21 protein-coding genes and 1 pseudogene are annotated in these 21233 nt (G+C 43.4%); 9 read left to right on the top strand and 13 right to left on the bottom strand.

The features are described from left to right. Positions 1-134: 134 nt before the first annotated feature. Positions 135-260, top strand: a pseudogene (locus tag AC5JQI_RS05485) (IS982 family transposase); the annotation flags it as partial. 46 nt (positions 261-306) lie between these two features. Here AC5JQI_RS05485 and nqrM read toward each other — a convergent pair. The 8 genes from nqrM to AC5JQI_RS05445 form a co-directional block, all read right to left on the bottom strand. After that, entirely contained in the window at positions 307-531 is a 225-nt protein-coding gene (nqrM, locus tag AC5JQI_RS05480; protein ID WP_237386128.1) for a (Na+)-NQR maturation NqrM, read from the bottom strand. Positions 532-545: 14 nt separating this feature from the next. Beyond that, positions 546-1574 carry an FAD:protein FMN transferase gene (locus tag AC5JQI_RS05475; protein WP_493913984.1) on the bottom strand — a complete coding sequence of 343 codons (1029 nt, stop codon included), beginning with the start codon at positions 1572-1574 and terminating at the stop codon, positions 546-548. 114 nt (positions 1575-1688) lie between these two features. Beyond that, on the bottom strand, positions 1689-2915 hold the full coding sequence (gene nqrF / locus AC5JQI_RS05470) for an NADH:ubiquinone reductase (Na(+)-transporting) subunit F (RefSeq protein WP_493913983.1): 1227 nt from the start codon (positions 2913-2915) through the stop codon (positions 1689-1691). A gap of 15 nt (positions 2916-2930) precedes the next feature. Further along, a complete protein-coding gene (nqrE, locus tag AC5JQI_RS05465; RefSeq protein ID WP_010846626.1) occupies positions 2931-3527 on the bottom strand; it encodes an NADH:ubiquinone reductase (Na(+)-transporting) subunit E in 597 nt (198 codons plus the stop codon). A gap of 8 nt (positions 3528-3535) precedes the next feature. Beyond that, a complete protein-coding gene (locus AC5JQI_RS05460; RefSeq protein ID WP_493913982.1) occupies positions 3536-4165 on the bottom strand; it encodes an NADH:ubiquinone reductase (Na(+)-transporting) subunit D in 630 nt (209 codons plus the stop codon). Next, positions 4158-4952 carry a Na(+)-translocating NADH-quinone reductase subunit C gene (locus AC5JQI_RS05455; protein ID WP_493913981.1) on the bottom strand — a complete coding sequence of 265 codons (795 nt, stop codon included), beginning with the start codon at positions 4950-4952 and terminating at the stop codon, positions 4158-4160. The genes AC5JQI_RS05460 and AC5JQI_RS05455 overlap by 8 nt, the downstream gene beginning before the upstream one ends. Next, entirely contained in the window at positions 4945-6183 is a 1239-nt protein-coding gene (locus tag AC5JQI_RS05450; protein ID WP_237386133.1) for an NADH:ubiquinone reductase (Na(+)-transporting) subunit B, read from the bottom strand. Before AC5JQI_RS05450 ends, AC5JQI_RS05455 begins: the two co-directional genes overlap by 8 nt. 3 nt (positions 6184-6186) lie before the next feature. After that, entirely contained in the window at positions 6187-7530 is a 1344-nt protein-coding gene (locus tag AC5JQI_RS05445) for a Na(+)-translocating NADH-quinone reductase subunit A (protein WP_493913980.1), read from the bottom strand. 457 nt (positions 7531-7987) lie between these two features. On the opposite strand from AC5JQI_RS05445, the gene AC5JQI_RS05440 reads away from it, so the two are divergent. Further along, positions 7988-8704 carry a L,D-transpeptidase family protein gene (locus AC5JQI_RS05440; protein ID WP_493913979.1) on the top strand — a complete coding sequence of 239 codons (717 nt, stop codon included), beginning with the start codon at positions 7988-7990 and terminating at the stop codon, positions 8702-8704. Positions 8705-8722: 18 nt separating this feature from the next. Here the strand turns inward: AC5JQI_RS05440 and AC5JQI_RS05435 are convergent, their stop codons facing one another. Together AC5JQI_RS05435 and lpcA are read right to left on the bottom strand one after the other, a co-directional pair. Then, positions 8723-9490, bottom strand: a complete 768-nt coding sequence (locus AC5JQI_RS05435; protein ID WP_493913978.1) for a class II glutamine amidotransferase — start codon at positions 9488-9490, stop codon at positions 8723-8725. 36 nt (positions 9491-9526) lie between these two features. Then, positions 9527-10108 (bottom strand): D-sedoheptulose 7-phosphate isomerase, encoded by a 582-nt coding sequence (gene lpcA / locus AC5JQI_RS05430; RefSeq protein WP_493913977.1) that lies wholly within the window; start codon positions 10106-10108, stop codon positions 9527-9529. Between the two features lie 251 nt (positions 10109-10359). Between lpcA and fadE the strand changes: the two genes are divergently transcribed. Beyond that, a complete protein-coding gene (fadE, locus tag AC5JQI_RS05425; RefSeq protein ID WP_493913976.1) occupies positions 10360-12807 on the top strand; it encodes an acyl-CoA dehydrogenase FadE in 2448 nt (815 codons plus the stop codon). Positions 12808-12996: 189 nt separating this feature from the next. On the opposite strand, the gene lysA is transcribed toward fadE, so the two are convergent. Further along, the gene (lysA, locus tag AC5JQI_RS05420; protein ID WP_493913975.1) at positions 12997-14277 is read right to left on the bottom strand and encodes a diaminopimelate decarboxylase; all 1281 of its coding nucleotides are present in this window, start codon (positions 14275-14277) and stop codon (positions 12997-12999) included. A gap of 206 nt (positions 14278-14483) precedes the next feature. Between lysA and AC5JQI_RS05415 the strand changes: the two genes are divergently transcribed. Then, a complete protein-coding gene (locus tag AC5JQI_RS05415) occupies positions 14484-15413 on the top strand; it encodes a LysR family transcriptional regulator (protein ID WP_237386140.1) in 930 nt (309 codons plus the stop codon). On the opposite strand, the gene AC5JQI_RS05410 is transcribed toward AC5JQI_RS05415, so the two are convergent. Beyond that, a complete protein-coding gene (locus tag AC5JQI_RS05410; RefSeq protein WP_493913974.1) occupies positions 15396-16316 on the bottom strand; it encodes a LysR family transcriptional regulator in 921 nt (306 codons plus the stop codon). The two genes, AC5JQI_RS05415 and AC5JQI_RS05410, sit on opposite strands and share 18 nt — an antisense overlap. 140 nt (positions 16317-16456) lie before the next feature. On the opposite strand from AC5JQI_RS05410, the gene AC5JQI_RS05405 reads away from it, so the two are divergent. Then, positions 16457-17341 carry an MBL fold metallo-hydrolase gene (locus AC5JQI_RS05405; RefSeq protein ID WP_493914624.1) on the top strand — a complete coding sequence of 295 codons (885 nt, stop codon included), beginning with the start codon at positions 16457-16459 and terminating at the stop codon, positions 17339-17341. 226 nt (positions 17342-17567) lie between these two features. Here AC5JQI_RS05405 and AC5JQI_RS05400 read toward each other — a convergent pair whose 3' ends face one another. Next, the gene (locus AC5JQI_RS05400; protein WP_493913973.1) at positions 17568-18023 is read right to left on the bottom strand and encodes a prepilin peptidase; all 456 of its coding nucleotides are present in this window, start codon (positions 18021-18023) and stop codon (positions 17568-17570) included. Positions 18024-18384: 361 nt separating this feature from the next. Between AC5JQI_RS05400 and rsmE the strand changes: the two genes are divergently transcribed. The 4 genes from rsmE (at position 18385) to ruvX (ending at position 21180) form a co-directional block, all read left to right on the top strand. Next, positions 18385-19116, top strand: a complete 732-nt coding sequence (gene rsmE / locus AC5JQI_RS05395; RefSeq protein WP_237386144.1) for a 16S rRNA (uracil(1498)-N(3))-methyltransferase — start codon at positions 18385-18387, stop codon at positions 19114-19116. 9 nt (positions 19117-19125) lie between these two features. Then, a complete protein-coding gene (gene gshB, locus AC5JQI_RS05390) occupies positions 19126-20085 on the top strand; it encodes a glutathione synthase (protein WP_493913972.1) in 960 nt (319 codons plus the stop codon). 109 nt (positions 20086-20194) lie between these two features. Next, complete coding sequence (locus AC5JQI_RS05385) at positions 20195-20758, top strand: YqgE/AlgH family protein (RefSeq protein WP_237386189.1); 564 nt, start codon at positions 20195-20197, stop codon at positions 20756-20758. Further along, complete coding sequence (ruvX, locus tag AC5JQI_RS05380) at positions 20758-21180, top strand: Holliday junction resolvase RuvX (protein ID WP_237386190.1); 423 nt, start codon at positions 20758-20760, stop codon at positions 21178-21180. The genes AC5JQI_RS05385 and ruvX overlap by 1 nt, the downstream gene beginning before the upstream one ends. The last annotated feature ends 53 nt before the right edge of the window (positions 21181-21233 follow it).

The raw sequence follows: 21233 nt of genomic DNA, 5'->3' as shown, positions 1-21233 counted from the left end.
TGGCTTTTAAATTCTCGTTTTCTCGACAAATACTTCAGGCGTTTTACCTTTTAAGCAACCCATGTGGTCTGCAATAATTGTAAAACGCCTCCTACTCAGAGCCAATTGGCTTCTAAGTAACCTTATATTTTGATAGACACTGTAGTGTGCCCGGCTTTTTATTAAAGGTGGTGTCAGGATTAATTGCTTACACTTTCCAACCGAAAAAGCCGAGTTTAAATTTACGGTGCCCTGAACTGTCTCTTCTTAAACAAAGCTGAGGTTCGCGATGATGAGTTACTACAAGATTTTTAACACAAAATCTGATCAAAGAATGCGGTTCCTTTCCAACTGAGCATTACGCGCAGCTTCCCTTGCCTCACGCTTTTTACGGGCATCACAGGGTTCAGGGCAATCACAAACTTTTTCTACACCAATGCTTCCCAGACCACCACAGCTTCCTTGAATGCTCTTACGTTTAAAGATATAGCCCAGCGCCATTCCTGCAAAAGCCAGCAGGAAAAAGATAAAAGTGGCGATAAAGACTTCCATAACTTTCCCCTATCTCATTTTTTCTGTAAGTATGACTTAAAAGCAGCACTATAGCGCTCTTCAAAACCATCTTTGGTTTTCACAATCATAAAAACAGGAATGTTCAACTTCTCAGCCAATTCCATTCCTTTTTCCGGCCCTAATACATCCAAGCCCGTCGAGAAGCCATCTGCGCTCATGCATGTCGGTGCAATCACGGTAATTGAAACCAGATTATGTGTGATTGGTCTGCTCGTTTTAGGATTAATGGTGTGAGAATAACGCACTCCATTCTGTTCAAAATAATTCCGGTAATCACCTGATGTTGCAACAGACATATTGCCTGGCTCAATAATTTCCTGAGCGCTCTGTGCCATGCCTGTATCCGATGGTTTTTCAATCGCTATCCGCCACGGATTTCCTTTACCATTGTTACCCAATGTACGAACTTCTCCACCAATATCAACCATGTAATTTCTGATGTTCTGGGATTCCAGATACTCCGCTATAGCATCAACACCATAACCTTTGGCAATAGAAGAAAGATCGACGTAAAGTTCAGGAATAGCTTTAATCAGATTATTACCTTCAACAGACAAGTTCCCGATACCCGTCCATACACGGCGAGTTGCTAATTCCTCATCTGTTGGTGCTTTGGTTATTCGTCCTTCCGGCCCGAATCCCCACAGATTGACCAATGGGCCAACAGTGACATCCAACGCACCTTCTGTCAGTTTATTGATTCGAATAGCTTCTTTAACGACTTTCGCCGTAGCGGAAGACACAGGAAAAGGTTTATTCACTTCGCGGCTTTGATTAAAACGACTCAATTCAGAATTTGGCCGGTATGTAGACATCTGGTCATTTACTTCTTCCAGTAGCCGATCAATCTCTTTTTGCAGGTTTTCCGGAGCAGGGACAGATGAATCAGCGACATATTTAACGGAATAATAAGTCCCCATCGTCTGCCCATTAAGATTTTGTTGTTCAGGGCCACCACATGCTGCCAGCAGCATAACCGCAAACAACAATGCTCCCCAGTTGATCATTTTTTTACTCAACATAACTTACTCTTTCTGAATCGTCAGCGCCCACAAATGTGGGCGCTTGTCGTTAAATCAATGTATATACCCGCCGTCTTTTAAGTTGCAGCTTGGAATCCATTGGGTATACAACCATCAGCCGCCGAAATCATCCAGCATGATGTTTTCATCTTCTACACCGAGGTCTTTCAACATTTTGATTACCGCAGCATTCATGACCGGAGGCCCACACATGTAGAATTCACAGTCTTCTGGTGCCGGATGATCTTTCAGGTAATTCTCATACAGGACGTTATGAATGAAGCCTGTGTAACCATCCCAATTATCTTCCGGCAAAGCATCAGACAATGCCACATTCCATGTGAAGTTCTCGTTTTCTGCTGCCAGTTGGTCGAAATCTTCGGTATAGAACATCTCACGCTTAGAACGTGCACCATACCAGAAAGAGATCTTACGCTTGGAGCTTAAACGATTTAGCTGGTCAAAAATGTGGGAACGCATTGGTGCCATACCTGCACCACCACCGATGAAGATCATTTCTGCATCAGTGTCTTTCGCAAAGAATTCACCGAATGGGCCGGAAATCGTTACCTTATCACCCGCTTTCAGTGACCAAATATAAGAGGACATAATGCCCGGTGTAACATCTGGGTTTCTTGGTGGTGGAGTTGCAATACGCACGTTCAGCATGATAATACCGTGCTCTTCCGGATAGTTCGCCATTGAATATGCACGAACTGTTGGCTCCTTGACTTCAGAGACATAACGGAACAGATTGAATTTATCCCAATCTTCACGGTATTCCTCTGGTACGTCATAGTCAGAATAACGGGCAACGTGTGGCGGACATTCAATCTGAATGTAACCACCTGCTCGGAATGGAACCACTTCCCCATCAGGCACTTTCAGCTTCAGTTCTTTAATGAAAGTCGCTTTGTTATCGTTGGAGATAACTTCACATTCCCATTTCTTGACACCGAAAATATCTTCTGGCAATTCGATTTTCAGATCTTGCTTAACGTTGACCTGGCATGCCAAACGGCAACCTTCTTTTGCTTCACGCTTATTGATGTGGGAAAGTTCAGTTGGCAGGATATCACCACCACCTTCCTTAATTTTCACACGGCACTGACCACAAGAACCACCGCCGCCACACGCAGAGGAAACGAAAATTCCCTGATTGGAAAGCATGTTCAATAATTTGTCGCCGGCGGGGGCAGAGAAACTCTTATCCTCATCGCCGTTGACTTCAACTTTAATATCCCCGGTGTTCACTAACTTAGATTTTGCGAACAAAATCAATGCCGTCAGTACCAACACTATCAGGGTAAACATTACTACGCCTAGAATAATTATATCCATGAATTCTTCTCACCTTTAGAGCTGCACACCGGAGAAGGACATAAAGCCCAATGCCATCAAACCGGTGGTGACAAAGGTAATCCCCAACCCTTTCAGACCTGCCGGAACATCCGCATATTTCAGTTTTTCACGGATAGCAGCCATCAGAACAATCGCCAGCATCCAGCCCATGCCTGAACCGAAACCATATACGATGGATTCACTGAAGTTATAGTCACGCTGCGCCATGAAAGAAACGCCACCGAAGATTGCACAGTTCACTGTAATCAACGGCAGGAAAATTCCCAACGCGTTGTAAAGTGCCGGAACATAACGGTCTAAGATCATTTCCAGGATCTGTACCAGTGCAGCAATTACTCCGATAAAAGTGATGAAGTTAAGGAAGCTTAAATCCACCCCATCCATCAGTGCCCCATCACGGAGTACCAGATTGTAGACAAGATTATTGGCAGGAACGGAAATTCCCAATACAACGGTTACAGCAACACCCAGGCCAAATGCTGTTTTAACGTTCTTTGATACCGCCAGAAACGTACACATACCGAGAAAAAAAGATAACGCCATATTCTCGATAAAGACTGCGCGGACAAACAAACTAATATAATGTTCCATTTTGTTTGTTACTCCTTCTCAACCTGCGCAGGTTTCAGAGTCCGCAGACCCCAAATCAGCATACCAATAATGAAGAATGCACTCGGTGCCAACAGAAACAGACCATTTGGCTGATACCAGCCGCCATTTTTGACAGATTCCAGTACGGTAACGCCGAACAACTTGCCTGAACCAAACAGTTCACGCAGGAAACCAACCAGAACCAGAATAACGCCGTAGCCTAAGCCGTTGCCGATGCCATCCATGAAACTTTCAACAGGAGGTGACTTCATGGCATAAGCTTCAGCACGTCCCATTACGATACAGTTCGTGATGATAAGACCAACAAACACTGATAGCTGTTTAGAAATTTCATAGGCATAGGCCTGCAAAATCTGGTCGACCACGATAACCAGTGATGCAATGATCGCCATCTGTACAATGATTCGCACACTGCCGGGAATATAGTTACGAATCAATGAAATGAAAAAGTTAGAAAATGCAGTAACCAAGGTTACAGCGATGGTCATAACCAATGCAGTTTCCAGTTTGGTCGTTACAGCCAATGCTGAACACACGCCCAAAACCTGCAATGCAATTGGGTTATTATCAAACAGCGGCCCAAGAAGAACGCGTTTTATCTCTTTACTATCAGCCATCTTTCAAGGCTCCCTCACGTACTTTTTTCAGGAACGGGCCAAAACCGTTATCACCCAGCCAGAAATCAAACATATGCTGAACACCGTTAGAAGTCAGGGTCGCGCCGGACAGACCATCTACACCGTAAGGGTTATCACCTGCTCCGCCACGAACGATTTTCAGTGCCGGCGCACCTTGCGGGTTATAGAGTTTTTTACCTACCCACTGCTTGCGCCATTGCGGGTTATCAACTTCGCCACCCAAACCCGGGGTTTCACCATGAGAGTAGTAAGTAATACCGTGGGATGTAACACCGTCTACATCAATGGAAATGAAGGCATACATCATTGACCATAGACCTGAACCGTATATTGGCAGAACCAGTTCTGTTGTTTTGCCATTTTCACTTTTGACCAGGTAGATCTCTGCCATATTGGCGCGGCGACGAATTTTTGCCAGATCCTGCTCTGATGATAAAGCGATACTGGTTTCATCACTACGCAGAGCATTACTCAAATCAAAATTACCATCACCTTTTTCCAGCGTTGCTGTTTTTAAATCAAGCAATTCAGGCTGGATACGGTTGTCATAGGTTGCTTTGATTTCCGTACCCGTCATGCCGGGTTTCAGCAAACCTGCCACATCCAGAATATTGCGCTGCTTATCCAGCAGCTTCTGTTCCTGCTGCTGCGCTTTCAAACCTACGGCTGACCCTGCAACTATAATCGAACATACAAGGCACAGTACAAAAACAACGATAAACGTTCTGCCAATGCTGTCATTATTTTTTGGTTTATCATTAGCCACGGGCTTTTCTCCGCTTAATATTGGCCTGTACGACCAGATAATCGAACAGTGGCGCGAACAGGTTAGCGAACAGAATCGCCAACATCATCCCTTCTGGATAAGCTGGGTTGACTACCCTGATCAAAACACACATAACACCAATCAGAATACCGTATGCCCATTTTCCTTTATCTGTAAATGCAGCGGATACCGGGTCAGTCGCCATAAAGATCATACCGAAAGCGAAACCACCCAGAACCAGATGCCACTCCCACGGCATAGCAAACATTGGGTTAGTGTCAGAACCAATCACGTTGAACAGATAAGACGTTGCAATCATACCGAGCATCACACCAGCAACGATGCGCCATGAAGCGACACGGGCAAACAGAATAATGGCACCACCGATGAAGATCATCAGTGTTGAGACTTCACCAATTGAGCCGGGAATGTTACCAAGGAAAGCATCCATCCATGTCACAGGCTGACCAGTGATGGTATTTACCAGACCGTGGCTGCCCGCAGTTGCCCATTGGGACAAAGGAGTTGCACCAGAGAAGCCGTCAGCCGCAGTCCAAACCAAATCACCTGAAATCTGAGCTGGATAAGCAAAGAACAGGAAAGCACGACCAGCCAGTGCAGGGTTAAGGAAGTTTCGACCAGTACCGCCGAAGATTTCCTTCGCAACCACAACACCGAAAGTAATTCCCAAAGCAGCCTGCCATAATGGCAGTGTTGGCGGAACAATCAGTGCAAACAGGATGGAACTGACAAAGAAACCTTCGTTGATTTCATGTTTGCGGATAATGGCGAACAGGACTTCCCAGAAACCACCCACCACAAAAACAACAGCATAAATTGGCAGAAAGTAAGTTGCGCCCAGCAACATTTTACTGCTCCACCCTGCATCTGGTGTTAATGATGCACCAAGATACTGAGCAAGCACATAGTGCCAATCAGAAGCCAGGATCTGCTGTAAAGCATCTCCGTTGTATAAGTGAGTCAGGGCAGGTATGGCCTGATTCCCAACGTTATACATCCCCCAAAACATTACAGGGAAAACAGATAGCCATACCAGAATCATCATACGTTTGAGATCAATAGCATCACGAACGTGGGAATTCCCTTTTGTCACTGTTCCCGGCGTATAGAAAACGGTGCTCACTGCCTCATAGAGAGGATAATATTTCTCCAGCTTGCCACCGGCCTCAAAGTGGGGTTCTACTTTTTCAAATAAATTTTTCAGGCCCATGAATTACCCTTCCAGCTCAATCTTAGTCAGTACGTCACGCAATACCGGACCGTACTCATATTTGCCGGGGCAAACATAGGTACACAATGCCAAATCTTCCTCATCCAACTCCAGACAACCCAGCGCCTGAGAACCATCAGTATCGCCTGCAAGCAAGTCACGCAATAGGTGAGTTGCCATAATGTCCAGTGGCATTACCCGCTCATAGTTGCCAATTGGCACCATGGAACGTTCCCCGCCATTTGTCGTGGTTGAGAAAGCAAAACGTTTCTTTTTCAGGAAATGACCAATTGTGGTACGAGTAATGGAGAACTTATTAGCCCCTGGTGCAATCCAACCGAATAACTCTTTTTCACGGCCTTCAGCAAGCACTGAAACCAGAGTATGGAAACGACCAAGATAATGACAAATGTCATCTGATTTTGTACCGCAGAGCACAGAACCAGAAACAATACGGTTTTCACCCTCTTTCAGCTGATCTTGCGTTAACTCAAGCAAATCAGCACCCAATTGAGTACGCATCAAACGCGGTGTTTTAACTTGAGGCCCCGCCAGAGATATTACGCGATCAGTATAAAGCTCACCTGTTGTAAACAACTTACCGATAGCAATGACATCCTGATAGCCCAAATGCCATACCGTTTTATGTGCACTGACAGGTTCAATGAAATGGATATGGGTACCAACCAGCCCTGCCGGATGTGGCCCAACAAATTGGTTATATGTGATTTGAGCGTTGTTTCCTGAGCTTGGAATATTTCCAGCGCCATGGCAGACGTGGACTTTTCCTTCTGTCAATTTTGACAGAATATTCAGGCCATCAACAAAAGCCTCTTCCTGAGTTGCAATAACGACCAATGGATCAGCAGACAAAGGCTGAGTATCCATTGCCGTAACGAAGATTGCCTTTGGTGTGGAACCGGGAACAGGGGAACGACTGAAAGGACGTGTACGCAATGCTGTCCATAATCCTGATACAAGCAGATTTTTTTCTACCTGTTCACGGCTCAGATCAGCAAGTTCCGCACGATCATAACGATCAAACATCACTTTCTCATCACCATTCATTTCAATCACTACAGATTGTAGAACACGGCGTTCACCACGCCCGATGGTTACTACTTTCCCGCTTGCGGGACTAGTGAAAACAACCCCTGGATTCTTCTTATCTTCAAAAAGAGTTTGACCTTTTTTGACATGCTCACCTTCCTTAACCAGCATAGAAGGACGCATTCCAACATATTCTTCGCCCAGCAAAGCGACATGGCGAATCGTCGGACCGTCTTCTATAACTTGCGCAGGAGATCCTGCTATCGGGAGGTTGAGTCCTTTTTTAATTTTAATCATAAGATTTGCACAAATTTATCAGTTAAATCATATGCTACAGATTACCCTGCGGTATCCCTTGGGTATTTCCTCAGGTAATGCATAGCGACTTCAGTAATTAAAAACTTCTTGAGCGACATATGCCTCAAGTTATTCACTCCGATAATCGTTACAATTTTCTCTTAATTTTCGCCGGCGGTAATTCTAACATCTCCCCCACAGGCTGTCTGATTAATCAAGTGACATAGCTCAAGCAAATAGGAATAATTTCTCTGCTAAATCGTTAACTATTCGAGAAAGACGAAATGAATCCTCATTTTTTTCTACAGCAGAGCAATTTTTCACCAAAAATTAACTTCACAGAGGTAGGGTATCACTGCTATCTTTTACTCAAAATTTCACCAAAAAATTTCGTAAAAATAGGACATTCCTAAAACCAGATATTTCATCAATCCTTACTCTTTTACATGGTTACATTATGAAAAAAATAATTTTTTCTCTTTCATTAATCCTGTCACTATTCCATATTCCACTTTCTGCCACAGTACAAACAATCATAATACAAAACCCTTCATCGTGGCTTAAGTTATCGCCCGATAAACCACCATTGAGACAAATAAGTGCCGAGATTTTCATTCAAATACTCAAAGAAGAGAAACTTCTTGAACTTTATACAAAAAACAACGCAGGTCGTTATCAATTGGTTCAAAGTTACCCGATCTGTAATTACTCTGGTGGGCTTGGTCCCAAAACACTGACTGGTGATTTCAAAAGCCCCGAAGGGTTTTATCATGTTAGCCTTAAACAGTTAAAGCCGAATAGCCGCTATTACCGAGCTATTAATCTGGGCTTTCCCAATGAATTTGATAAATTCAAAGGATATTCCGGCAATAGCTTAATGATTCATGGTGAATGTAAATCCATTGGTTGCTATGCCATGACCAACCGTTATATGGATGAAATATATCAATATGCAAAAAATGCATTTTATCATGGACAGCATGAAATCAAGATCAATATTTATCCTTTCCGAATGACACCACAAAATATGAGGCGGTATAAAAATAACGACAATTATCCGTTTTGGAAACAATTACAGCCCGCCTATGAGTACTTTGCCAAGAATGGCATACCTGCCGGTGTCAGAGTAATAGACGGGCAATATATTGTTAATGCTAAACCTAAAAATCCATAATCTTTTTAATTGATTGTATTAAACTACCCGCTCACCAAGATAAAATAGCGCGTAGCTACCTGGCTCAATACGATGCCAAGTCTCATTTCCGGTTAAAGGTTGGGTAGCAATCACTGATACTACATCCCCCGGTTGGGTGTGCTGCTGAAAATCGATTTCAACATCCTGATCAAGCAATTTGGCACAACCAAAAGGCGCCCGACGAGTGATCCAATGCAAATGAGTCGAGCAATAAGCCATGACAAACTGCCCATCTGACAACAGCATATTGAAAACACCTTTTTTCCTCAATTTGTCAGCCAGAGAAGCAATAAACTTAAATACAGCTGACCAATTGGAAGGGCGCTTGGGATATTTCAGAGACAATTGATGTAATATCCAGCAAAATGCCCATTCACTGTCTGTCTCACCAACAGGACGGAGATTTCCGGTTTTCAGACCACGATATCCCTTCAATTGCCCATTATGGGCATAAGTCCAATATTTTCCCCATAATTCACGGGTAAATGGATGTGTATTTACCAGCGAAACATTGCCTCGATTTGCCTGACGGATGTGCGCCACAATAACTTCTGATTTGATCGGGCAGCCCTGCACAAATTGAGCCACCGGTGAGTCACAACTAGATTGGTGGTCTTTAAAAGTTCTGTATCCCAATCCCTCATAGAAAGTAACTCCCCAACCATCCTTGTGAGGGCCGGTATACCCACCACGCTGGATAAGCCCACTCAGACTAAAAACGATATCTGTTGGTACATTGGCACTCATACCAAGTAATTCACACATTGCCTACCCCTAACACCTGCTCCTAGCAAACAACAATCAGGCTCTTACCATTTCTTTTTCAATCAACTGAATCAAAATATGAATCACTTTAATGTGAATTTCCTGAATACGATCCGCATACCCAAAATGTGGTACTCTAATTTCAACATCTGCTGTTCCTGCCATTTTTCCGCCATTTTTACCCGTCAGAGTAATAACTTTCATGCCTTTGGCACGAGCGGCTTCTATTGCTTTGATAATATTGCCCGAATTTCCGGATGTCGAAATGCCCAATAACACATCACCTTTCTGACCAACAGCCTCAACATAGCGAGAAAAAACGTAATCATAGCCAAAGTCATTACTCACACAGGATAAGTGGCTGGGATCGGAAATTGCGATACCAGGGTATCCCGGACGATTTTCTCGGTAACGGCCTGTCAGTTCTTCTGCAAAATGCATAGCATCACAATGCGAACCACCATTGCCACAGGAAAGCACTTTTCCTCCGTCTTTGAACGAATCCGCCAACAAAACAGCGGCTTTTTGAATGGCGTCAATATTTGTATCATCGTTAAGGAATTTAGCCAGCGTTTCTGCGGCTTCAGATAACTCACTACGGATCAGATCTTGATACATGAAACTTATACTCCTGAAAGGTCTTCGGGATTAATAACATCAGTCACTCAGTGTAACGGATTCCCCCCCTTGAAAGAAGACCATCACATCTCTGTGAAATTATCTCGTGCAAAACTGAAATGACTTTGTGAGCTAGATTGTAATTAAGATGTAAAAACATTGATAAATACATTTTCCTCATCTAAAACAGAAGGACATCACAACAGGTCAGACCTCTGACAAGTCAACCTGAGATTTACAGGAGTTTTACTATGACCGCCCTCAGCATTATTTTGTTTTTAGTCTTGATTGGCGGGCTTTGTTACCGCAAAGTCAGCCTGACTACCAGTAGCTTCCTGCTTGCTGCCTACACATTAGTGCTGGGCATCACCGGCCTTTGGAGTTACTGGTTGCTGTTACCACTTGCCATTGTCCTATTCCCTCTTGTCTTTACACCAACACGTATCTCTCTATTCTCTGCACCCGGCTTAAAAGCTTTCCGTAAAGTCATGCCAAGCATGTCCACAACAGAAAAAGAAGCCATTGATGCAGGAACAACTTGGTGGGAAGGCGAACTGTTTCGTGGTAATCCTGATTGGCAAAAATTACATAATTACCCAAAACCACAGTTAACCGCTGAAGAACAAGCATTTATTGATGGCCCGGTAGAAGAAGCCTGCCGCATGGCAAATGATTTTCAAATTAGCCACGAATTGGCCGACTTACCTCCGGAACTTTGGACTTATCTGAAAGAACAGCGCTTCTTCGCCATGATCATCAAAAAAGAATATGGTGGTCTGGAATTTTCCGCTTACGCACAATCTCTGGTACTACAAAAATTGGCCGGTGTTTCGGGTATTCTGGCAATTACTGTCGGTGTACCCAACTCTTTGGGACCCGGTGAATTGCTGCAACACTATGGTACTGATGAGCAGAAAAAACATTATCTGCCGGGTCTTGCCCGCGGCGAAGAAATCCCTTGCTTTGCCCTGACCAGCCCTGAAGCCGGTTCAGATGCTGGTGCGATTCCAGATACAGGCGTTGTCTGTATGGGTGAATGGCAAGGTGAGCAAGTTCTGGGTATGCGTCTGAACTGGAATAAGCGTTACATTACTCTTGCCCCTATCGCTACCGTATTGGGCTTGGCATTTAAGCTGTACGATCCTGAGCATCTGCTGGGTGATATCGAATCATTGGGTATTACCTGTGCCCTGATTCCAACTGATACTCCCGGGGTTGAAATTGGTCATCGCCATTTCCCGCTGAATATCCCGTTCCAGAATGGCCCAACCCGTGGTAAGGATATCTTTGTTCCTATTGATTACATCATCGGCGGACCTAAAATGGCTGGCCAAGGCTGGCGCATGCTGGTTGAATGTCTGTCTGTTGGCCGTGGTATTACCCTGCCATCAAACTCAACAGGTGGATTGAAAAGTGCTGCTATGGCAATTGGTGCTTATTCTTACATTCGTCGTCAGTTCAAACTGCCGATCGGAAAAATGGAAGGCATCGAAGAACCGTTGGCACGTATTGCAGGTAACTCTTACCTGATGGATGCGGCTGCAACCATGATTACCAGCGGTATCATGCTCGGCGAAAAACCTGCCGTTCTGTCTGCTATTGTGAAATACCACTGTACCCACAGAGGACAACGTTCCATCATTGATGCAATGGATATCGCTGGCGGTAAAGGTATCTGTCTTGGGCCATCTAACTTTCTTGCCCGAAGCTACCAAGGCGCACCTATTGCTATCACCGTCGAAGGTGCGAATATCCTGACCCGTAGTATGATTATCTTCGGTCAAGGTGCAATCCGTTGCCATCCTTATGTATTGGCTGAAATTGCGGCGGCAGAAAGTAATGATGTGAAAGCCTTTGATAAGGCACTGTTTGGTCATTTGGGGCATGTCGCCAGCAATACTCTGCGCAGCCTGTGGCTTGGTATCACCAAAGGCAGAACCAGTGGTTCTCCAGTAAATGATGCAACACGCCGTTATTACCAGCATATTAATCGCTTAAGTGCCAACCTTGCCCTGCTTTCTGATGTTTCAATGGGCGTATTGGGTGGCAGCCTGAAACGTCGTGAACGTATTTCAGCTCGTCTGGGAGATATTCTGAGTCAAATCTTCTTAGCTTCCGCTACACTGAAACGCTATGAAGACGAAGGCCGCCCGACAGAAGATCTGCCATTAGTACAATGGGCAGTTGAAGATAGTCTACATCAGGCAGAACAGGCCATGAGCGACTTATTGCGCAATTTCCCTAACCGCTTGGTGGCTGGTTTAATGCGAGTGATTATCTTCCCATTGGGTCGTTCACATACCGCTCCATCCGATAAACTGGATCATAAACTGGCTCAGATATTACAAACTCCTTCCGCAACGCGTAGCCGGATCGGGCGTGGGCAGTATCTGACTCCAAGCGAATACAATCCCCATGGGTTACTGGAAGAAGCACTGCTCGATATCATTGCTGCGGAGCCAATCCATGCACGCTTGAGCCGCGAAGCAGGTAAAAAGCTGAGTTTTACCCGTCTAGATAAATTAGCCGAACAAGCATTAGCAGAGCACAAAATTTCTCAGGAAGAGGCAGATATCCTGAAACGTGCTGAAAACAGCCGCTTGCGTTCAATTAATGTTGATGAATTTGAGCCGGATGCATTTGCTGTACCGAATTCAGCAAAAAAGCCTGAAAATCAGCATGAAACTAAAGTAGCCTGATGCTGACAAAAATAATGCCCGATAGATTTCAAGATGCAGTACGATGGTAAAAAGCGAGTTCTCAGGGAACCGTATTTTTATAAAAACGGTAACTGGGGTAAGTGAGCGCAACCAGCAAAGCGGCAACTTGAAAGAAGAAAGACATATAACCTGAATAAAATACGGGGCAATAAAATGTCCCGTATTTTTTCAAAAAGACTCCAGCGATAACAATTCTTCTATTGTTTGTCGACGCCGAATCAAGCGAGTTTTCCCTTCAGAAAACAGAACCTCTGGGAGTAAGGGACGGCTATTATAATTCGAAGACATTGATGCACCGTAAGCGCCAGTATCGTGGAAAATCAGATAATCCCCGATATTAACCTGAGGCAACATTCTTGGCATAACTTCTCCTCCTTCCAGTTGAGTAAAAACATCACCAGACTCACATAATGGCCCTGCTACCAATGTTTCCTGTAGATTTGTTTCCTGTAAATTTGCATTATTATCATCGTATTCTACAGATAACACTGAAATATGGTGATAACTGCCATACATCGCAGGACGCATCAAATCATTAAAACCCGCATCCACCAGCACATAATTGCGGCTTCCCATGGATTTTACCGCCCGCACTTCCGCCATCAGAATACCCGACTCAGCAACCAAAAAACGGCCAGGCTCAATCTCAAGTTCAACATGATGCCCCAAATGCTGTTTAATACGCTGACGAATCTCATGCCACAGACTGTAATAGTGTTCAGTATCTACGGCTTCCTCACCGATTTCATAGGGGATTGATAACCCGCCTCCTGCCGAAATGGCCTGAATATCCTCACCGCACAGTTTGACCTGCTCCAGCATCGCATTACATACATTGGCAAGATGCTGATAATCCACACCCGAACCGATATGCATATGCAAACCCACTAATTTCAACCCATACTCGTGAATTTTCTCAATCGCCAAAGGAAGATCCTGATACCAAATCCCATGTTTGCTATTTTCACCGCCAGTATTCGTCTTTTGGCTATGTCCGTGACCAAATCCGGGATTGATGCGTAACCAGACCGGATGACCGGACTGGCGTTTCCCAATCTGCCCCAACATATCTATAGAGCCAACATTGACCGGAATATCCAACTCAATAACACGATTAAGAGTTGCCACATCAATGACATCCGCAGTGAATACAATTTCAGATTTATTACGCCCCGGCTGAAAACCGGCATAAAGTGCTCTCTCAATTTCTCCCAATGACACGGCATCTACTTTCACTCCCTGCTCTTTCATCAAACGCAGGATATGGGTATTGGAACACGCTTTTTGTGCAAAGCGAATAACATCAAACTGCTTTAATTTACTGATTTGTTTAATTATATTATCGCCATCATAAATCCATAGCGGCGTTCCATATTGAATTGGTAATCGAAGTAAATTTTCAGGGGTAAAATTCTCCCCTAAATCATGAGTGGAAGTTGTTGTTGCCATTGGAGTGCCTCACAAAATCAGCGAATACATCATTATTGTCAATAATAAGACAGGAATAAAAATATCCATTTAGCTATAGTCTATTCATTTATGATATCGGCTTGCCTATTTTTACTACTATTACGTTTTTAAATCCTGACAATATTGTGTTTAGCTATTACGGGAGACGTATTTGACAGCGCGGTATATATTAAAGAGGAAAACATATGCATTCCTGTTCATGGCGACATATTGAAATTTTCCACGCAGTGATGACCACTAATAACCTGACTGATGCAGCGATATTATTGAAAACGTCCCAACCAACGGTGAGCCGCGAACTTGCGCGCCTTGAAAAATTATTGAAGTTTAAGTTGTTTGATCGCATCAAAGGACGCTTATCTCCCACGGCGCAGGGGTTACGATTATTTGAAGAAGTACAGCGCTCTTATTATGGGCTAGAAAGGATAATCAATGCGGCTGGTAGCATTCGTCAATTCGAACATGCACAATTGTCCATCGCCTGTTTGCCTATGTTCTCACAATCTCTGTTGCCCAAAGCATGCAGTAGCTTTATTCAATGCTATCCTGAAGCAAAATTAACCATTACTCCTCAGGAATCCCCCCTATTAGAAGAATGGCTTTCGGCACAACGTCACGATATTGGCTTAACCGAACACTTACAAACTCCCGCAGGTACTGAGCAAGAAACATTGATAACCTTAAATGAAGTGTGTGTCTTACCCCACAATCATACACTAAGCCAAAAATCAGAACTGACACCTGAAGATTTTCACGGACAAAATTTTATCAGCCTGTCGATCACTGACAGTTATAGACAGCTCATTGATACGATATTTACTGAACACCATGTCAATCGCAAGATGGTAATGGAAACTCACAGCGCAGCCTCAATTTGTGCCATGATCAACGAAGGAATTGGTGTATCGATTGTAAACCCGCTCACTGCCCTTGATTATTTAGATAAAAATTCAGGGATCTGCATCCGGCCATTCAGTATCGAAATTCCATTTACAGTGAGTTTAATTAAACCTATACATCGACCATCTTCAGAACCAGTAGAAAGTTTTATTCAGCACTTAAAACAACAGACCGCCCTATTTCACGAAAAATTGGTTTCAGCTTTTCAGCATTAACTGCAACTGCTGCCAGTGAGGTGATGTGGCAAACCAATCTACCAGAAAATCCAACAATGCCCGCAGAGTCACAGGCATATTCTGGCGGCTGGTATAAATACCATAAATACCCATGGACTGAGGTTGATACTCAGGCAATAACTCAACCAATTGCCCGGATATTAAATAGGGAGAAACAGAATAGTAAGGCTGCATTGCTATTCCTGCGCCCTGCAAAGCAGCTTCCATTAACACAGTAGATTCATTGGCACTTAATGTTCCACTGACCGGAACGGAATATTGCCCATGCTGTTTTTCAAATAACCATAAACTTTTGCCAAAAAAGTTATAAGTCAGGCAATTATGCGATATTAAATCCGTCGGATTTTGAGGAATAGATTTTCCTGCCAAATAAGAAGGTGCGGCACAAACAACCGAGTGACAGGTTGATAATGGTCGGGCAATCAGATTTGGTTCCAAGTTATTGGTAATACGAATCGCGAGATCAATACGCTCCTCAATTAAGTTAATAGCCTTATTGTTAATTTGCAGATTGACAGCAATTTGCGGATATATCCGCATAAATTCAGGAATGGCAACTGATAATGCACTAATACCCAACGATTGAGAACAACTCACACGCAACAGCCCCCTTAAGGTTTGTGTTTCCGAAGATTGTTGTACAGGCATTGCTTCCGCTAATTTCACCAGTTTAAGGCTACGCTGATAAGCACTCTCACCTACCGAAGTTAAACTGATCTTACGTGTTGTGCGATGCAATAAACGAACTCCTGCCCACTTTTCCATTTCTGCCAAATAGCGCGATACCATTGCCCTCGACATATCCAAATTCTCTGCCGCTGCAATTAAACTTCCCCGCTCAACAATCGTAACAAAAACCTGTGCTGCTATGACCCTATCCATTTTATCCGACCTACTTTTCGCTCTAATTAGCTCGATATGTGCAACGAATAATTGCTGATTTTGTGGTTTTTAAATCGAAAAATGCAACCTATCATACATATCACTCAAGCAGATAAGCATTTTGATATAGGAATTCAATGATGGCTCGCAAAACAACATTAAATATCGCTCTTGCGGCGACCCTTTCTCTGGGAATGGCATCACTGTCTCAGGCTGCCAATCTCAAATTAGATATCTACAATCCAGGTGAAGCAGGCATTTTCCCTGTATCTTCTGAAATTATCAGTGGCGATCATGAAGTTGTTCTGATCGATGCTCAATTCAGGAAAAACGATGCTCAAGAACTGGTAAAAATGATTCAGCAAACTGGCAAAGAATTAACAACGATCTACATCAGTCACTCTGATCCTGATTTCTACTTTGGGCTTGATGTGATCACAGAAGCTTTCCCTAAAGCTAAAGTCATCGCATCTCCGGAAACCATTAAAGCAATCAACAACACCAAAGATGGCAAACTAGCCTATTGGGGCGGCGTTCTGGCCGATCAGGCCCCCAAAAAGATCATCATTCCTGAGCCATTGAAAGGAAACGCTTTCACTATCGATGGAGAAAAGCTGATTGTTGAAGGCTTAGACGGCGCAACCCCAGATCGCACTTTTGTTTGGGTACCTAAACTGAAAGCCGTTGTTGGTGGTATCGCTGTTTCTGACAATATCCACGTATGGACTGCGGATACTCAAACTAAAGAATCACGTCAACACTGGGTGCAAACACTGGAACGTATCAAGAAATTGAAACCTGATACTGTTGTGCCAAGCCACTATTTAGGAAATTCATCCATGAAGTTGGATTCTGTGACTTTCACACAAAACTATCTGACAACATTGGAAAAAGAATTACCGAAAACAAAAGATTCCGATGCGCTGATTGCCGCTATGAAAAAGCACTATCCTGACCTTGCCGATGAATCCAGCCTTGAGCTGAGCGCCAAGGTATTGAAAGGCGAAATGAAATGGCCTCAGTAAGTTGAAAATCACAACGGACGTTGCGGAGAGCAGCGTCCGCCTGTAATACCTTGCAGCTTGTTGCTTTATTAACTGCAACTTGAAATCCATTGGGCATAGCTCTCATTTAATTTTCAGATAACGCTCACATCAAATAACATTAAACAAATTTAATAGATTTCCCTGTAGAAAGATTGTTTGCATTTGGTTCACTATCTGTGACACAAAAAACTGTGGCACAAAAAATCTATTGAATATCAATGGTATTATTTAAGTAAAGCCCTACTAGAACTATTGCGGATAAACATAAATAAGGCCCAAACGCCATAAAATCAGGGTAGGATTTTCTTTTCAATCTGATAATAATAAAACCAAATAATCCAGATAATGAAGCCATCAGCATCAGTATTGGTATCATTTCTACCCCCAGCCATGCCCCAATCGCTGCTGTTAGTTTAAGATCGCCATAACCAATCCCCTCTTTCTTTAAAAAAGACCAACATAACCAATACAAAAACCACAGAAATAAATACCCTGATATGGCGCCGTATATTGCACTCTTGATCGGAATCCAATTACTTTCGATATTAAATAAAAGCCCAAGCCATAATAAAGGTAATGTGATAATATCTGGCAAGAGATATGTTTTAATATCAATAACAGATAATAAGAGCAAGGTACTACAGAAAAACATAATTACCATATAATCAACATCTATTAAAATAATAAACCATCCTTTTATTTATATTTATATTTAATTTAAGAACCTATAATTTTTAAATGACATCCATGTCATGATATTTTTCCCTTATTTTCTGACCTCAATCAGAACAGGAATAATATTAATCTATTCATTCAAACTTTGACAATAAAAATTTAGTTAAAACAGCCAGTACAAAATAAATATGCGAGCCGGCTCGCAAGGGGCTATCTTGTATCCCAGAGACCGAGAGATAACTTGATCATGCAAACAGCGCTCATTTATCATGGCGGTGAATCAACTTTGTCATATGGCAATTTACGCCATACCGGATACTTCCGGAAAAAAGAAGGAAAGAAGAAATATGCGAACTCCCCGCATTTATCACCCTGAACCGCTTTCAGTAGGAATTGAAACCTATCTGAGTGATGATGCTGCCAATCACGTCGGGCGCGTACTCAGAATGAGTCATGGGCAGGAATTACAACTTTTTGATGGCAGCAATCAGATTTTTAATGCAGAGATTACTGAAGCCAGTAAAAAAGCGGTCAAAGTACGCATTCTTAATGGCAAATTGTCTGATCATGAATCACCATTGAATCTGCATTTAGGGCAAGTTATGTCCCGCGGTGAAAAAATGGAATTCACAATCCAAAAATCCGTGGAATTAGGTGTCAGTACAATCACACCATTACTTTCTGAGCGCTGCGGGGTAAAACTAGATGCGGAAAGATTAGAAAAGAAATTACAGCAATGGAAAAAAATTGCTATTTCTGCCTGTGAACAGTGCGGGCGTAACCGTATTCCTGAAATCCGCCCTGTTATGTCACTTGAAGCATGGTGCAAGGAAAATGATGGCAGCCTAAAATTAAACCTGCATCCCCGCGCCAGCCAAAGCATCAATACCCTTCCACTACCTGTGGAAAAAGTACGACTGCTGATTGGGCCGGAAGGGGGATTATCCGCTGAAGAAATAGAAATGACAGCAAAATATCAATTTACTGATATTCTGTTAGGGCCTCGTGTTCTGAGGACGGAAACTACGGCACTTACCGCAATTACTGCCCTGCAAGTCCGTTTTGGTGATCTGGGTTAAGGAGAAAAAATGATCAAGCTCGGTATAGTGATGGACCCGATTTCATCCATCAACATTAAAAAAGACACTAGTTTTGCCATGCTGCTGGAAGCACAAAAACGCGGATGGGAAATCCATTATATGGAGATGAATGATCTCTACCTGCATCAAGGCGAAGCCCGTGCCCGTACTCGTTTGCTCACAGTGGAACAAAATCCACAACAATGGTACCAATTTGGCAATGAACAAGAGATAGCCCTTGATACTTTGCACGTTATTCTGATGCGCAAAGATCCACCTTTTGATACTGAATATATTTATGCGACTTATATTCTGGAAAGAGCAGAAATCAAAGGTAGCCTGATAGTCAACAAGCCCCAGAGCCTGCGTGACTGTAACGAAAAATTATTTACAGCCTGGTTCCCGGAATTAACACCCGATACATTAGTCACTCGCAATGCAAAAAATTTACGCGAATTCCATCAAAAACATGGTGATGTTATCTTTAAGCCATTGGATGGAATGGGAGGCGCTTCCATCTTTCGCCTGAAGCAAGATGACGCCAATGTAGGCGTTATTATTGAAACCTTGACGGAACATGGCAGCCGTTATTGCATGGCACAAAATTTCCTGCCAGCAATTAAGGATGGGGATAAACGTGTGTTGGTTGTTGATGGCGAACCTGTACCTTATTGCCTCGCCCGTATTCCGGCTCAGGGAGAAACTCGTGGCAACCTTGCAGCAGGTGGACGTGGAGAAGCCCGCCCATTATCAGAAAGTGATTGGGCAATGGCCCGTGCAGTTGCTCCGGTATTAAAAGAGAAAGGATTAATCTTTGTCGGACTCGACATCATTGGTGATCGTTTAACTGAAATCAATGTCACCAGCCCAACTTGTGTACGTGAAATAGAAGCGGCATTCCCGGAAGTTTCAGTAACGGGTATGTTAATGGATGCTATCGAAAAGCGATTGGAAAAACAGGTAGCGTAATAGCCCAAACAACTTTCCTTTTCTGGCAACATTTGCCATTTATAATAATAGCCCACATACTGCTGGGCTAACTTACTTTTACATTGCCAAAATAATTATCAGAAAACACATGAATCTACAGCACCATTTCCTCATTGCCATGCCTTCGCTCTCTGATCCTTATTTCAATCGTTCTGTAGTTTATATCTGCGAACACGATCAAAATGGGGCAATGGGATTAGTTATTAATAAACCGATAGCTCAAGTTTCTATCGAAAGTATCTTACAGAAGTTAGATATTTCCCCTGAAGACAGAGACGATACTATCAATCTCAATAAACCTGTGATGGCAGGTGGGCCGTTGTCTGAAGAACACGGTTTCATTTTGCACACACCACAATCAGGTTTTAGCTCCAGTATTCAAATCTCTGATCAAACCATGATCACGACATCCAAAGATATGCTGGAAGCACTGGGAACACCTCGCCAACCGAAAGATGTTTTGATGACTCTCGGATATTCAAGCTGGGAAAAGGGGCAGCTGGAAAAAGAGATTATGGAAAATAGCTGGCTTACCGTCAGCGCAGAACCATCTATCATTTTCAATACACCTGTTGTCGAACGATGGCGTGAAGCTGCTTCTCTGCTAGGGTTCAATATTAATAATCTCGCATCACAAGCAGGACATGCCTGATGAAAAACCGCACTATCATTGCCTTCGATTTTGGTACTAGCAGTATTGGTGCCGCCATTGGGCAAGAAGTTACAGGCACAGCCAGAGCACTATCTGCTTTTAAAGCCAACGAAGGCTCCCCAAATTGGCAACTGATTGAGAAACTGCTCAAAGAGTGGCTGCCCGATCTGGTTATTGTTGGCCTGCCACTCAATATGGATGGCACTGAGCAACCCGTCACCGCACAAGCCCGTAAATTCGCCAATCGCCTGCACGGGCGTTTTGGTGTTCAGGTTGAACTCCATGATGAACGGTTGACTACTGTGGAAGCTCGTTCCCACCTATTTGATCACGGTGGCTACAAGGCGCTCAATAAAGGTAAAGTCGATGCTGCTTCTGCTGTCATTATTCTGGAAAGCTGGTTTGAGCAACAGTATTCCTGACTAACTCCTGTAGAAACAACATCGATAACGATACTATTTTCATGTTTGTTTCA

It is taken from the genome of Xenorhabdus sp. XBWT (genome assembly GCF_059072735.1).
The sequence above is the reverse complement of the archived record's forward strand: the minus strand, read 5'-3'. Positions and strand labels throughout refer to the sequence as shown.

Bases quoted from the DNA above. Each gene is read 5' to 3' on its own strand.
- gshB (WP_493913972.1), top strand. From the start codon at position 19,126: ATGATCAAGCTCGGTATAGTGATGGACCCGATTTCATCCATCAACATT.
- AC5JQI_RS05400 (WP_493913973.1), bottom strand. From the start codon at position 18,023: ATGGTAATTATGTTTTTCTGTAGTACCTTGCTCTTATTATCTGTTATT.
- AC5JQI_RS05475 (WP_493913984.1), bottom strand. From the start codon at position 1,574: ATGTTGAGTAAAAAAATGATCAACTGGGGAGCATTGTTGTTTGCGGTT.
- nqrM (WP_237386128.1), bottom strand. From the start codon at position 531: ATGGAAGTCTTTATCGCCACTTTTATCTTTTTCCTGCTGGCTTTTGCA.
- nqrE (WP_010846626.1), bottom strand. From the start codon at position 3,527: ATGGAACATTATATTAGTTTGTTTGTCCGCGCAGTCTTTATCGAGAAT.
- ruvX (WP_237386190.1), top strand. From the start codon at position 20,758: ATGAAAAACCGCACTATCATTGCCTTCGATTTTGGTACTAGCAGTATT.
- AC5JQI_RS05460 (WP_493913982.1), bottom strand. From the start codon at position 4,165: ATGGCTGATAGTAAAGAGATAAAACGCGTTCTTCTTGGGCCGCTGTTT.
- AC5JQI_RS05440 (WP_493913979.1), top strand. From the start codon at position 7,988: ATGAAAAAAATAATTTTTTCTCTTTCATTAATCCTGTCACTATTCCAT.
- AC5JQI_RS05435 (WP_493913978.1), bottom strand. From the start codon at position 9,490: ATGTGTGAATTACTTGGTATGAGTGCCAATGTACCAACAGATATCGTT.
- AC5JQI_RS05410 (WP_493913974.1), bottom strand. From the start codon at position 16,316: ATGGATAGGGTCATAGCAGCACAGGTTTTTGTTACGATTGTTGAGCGG.
- lysA (WP_493913975.1), bottom strand. From the start codon at position 14,277: ATGGCAACAACAACTTCCACTCATGATTTAGGGGAGAATTTTACCCCT.
- AC5JQI_RS05415 (WP_237386140.1), top strand. From the start codon at position 14,484: ATGCATTCCTGTTCATGGCGACATATTGAAATTTTCCACGCAGTGATG.
- fadE (WP_493913976.1), top strand. From the start codon at position 10,360: ATGACCGCCCTCAGCATTATTTTGTTTTTAGTCTTGATTGGCGGGCTT.
- lpcA (WP_493913977.1), bottom strand. From the start codon at position 10,108: ATGTATCAAGATCTGATCCGTAGTGAGTTATCTGAAGCCGCAGAAACG.
- nqrF (WP_493913983.1), bottom strand. From the start codon at position 2,915: ATGGATATAATTATTCTAGGCGTAGTAATGTTTACCCTGATAGTGTTG.
- AC5JQI_RS05385 (WP_237386189.1), top strand. From the start codon at position 20,195: ATGAATCTACAGCACCATTTCCTCATTGCCATGCCTTCGCTCTCTGAT.
- AC5JQI_RS05450 (WP_237386133.1), bottom strand. From the start codon at position 6,183: ATGGGCCTGAAAAATTTATTTGAAAAAGTAGAACCCCACTTTGAGGCC.
- AC5JQI_RS05405 (WP_493914624.1), top strand. From the start codon at position 16,457: ATGGCTCGCAAAACAACATTAAATATCGCTCTTGCGGCGACCCTTTCT.
- rsmE (WP_237386144.1), top strand. From the start codon at position 18,385: ATGCGAACTCCCCGCATTTATCACCCTGAACCGCTTTCAGTAGGAATT.
- AC5JQI_RS05445 (WP_493913980.1), bottom strand. From the start codon at position 7,530: ATGATTAAAATTAAAAAAGGACTCAACCTCCCGATAGCAGGATCTCCT.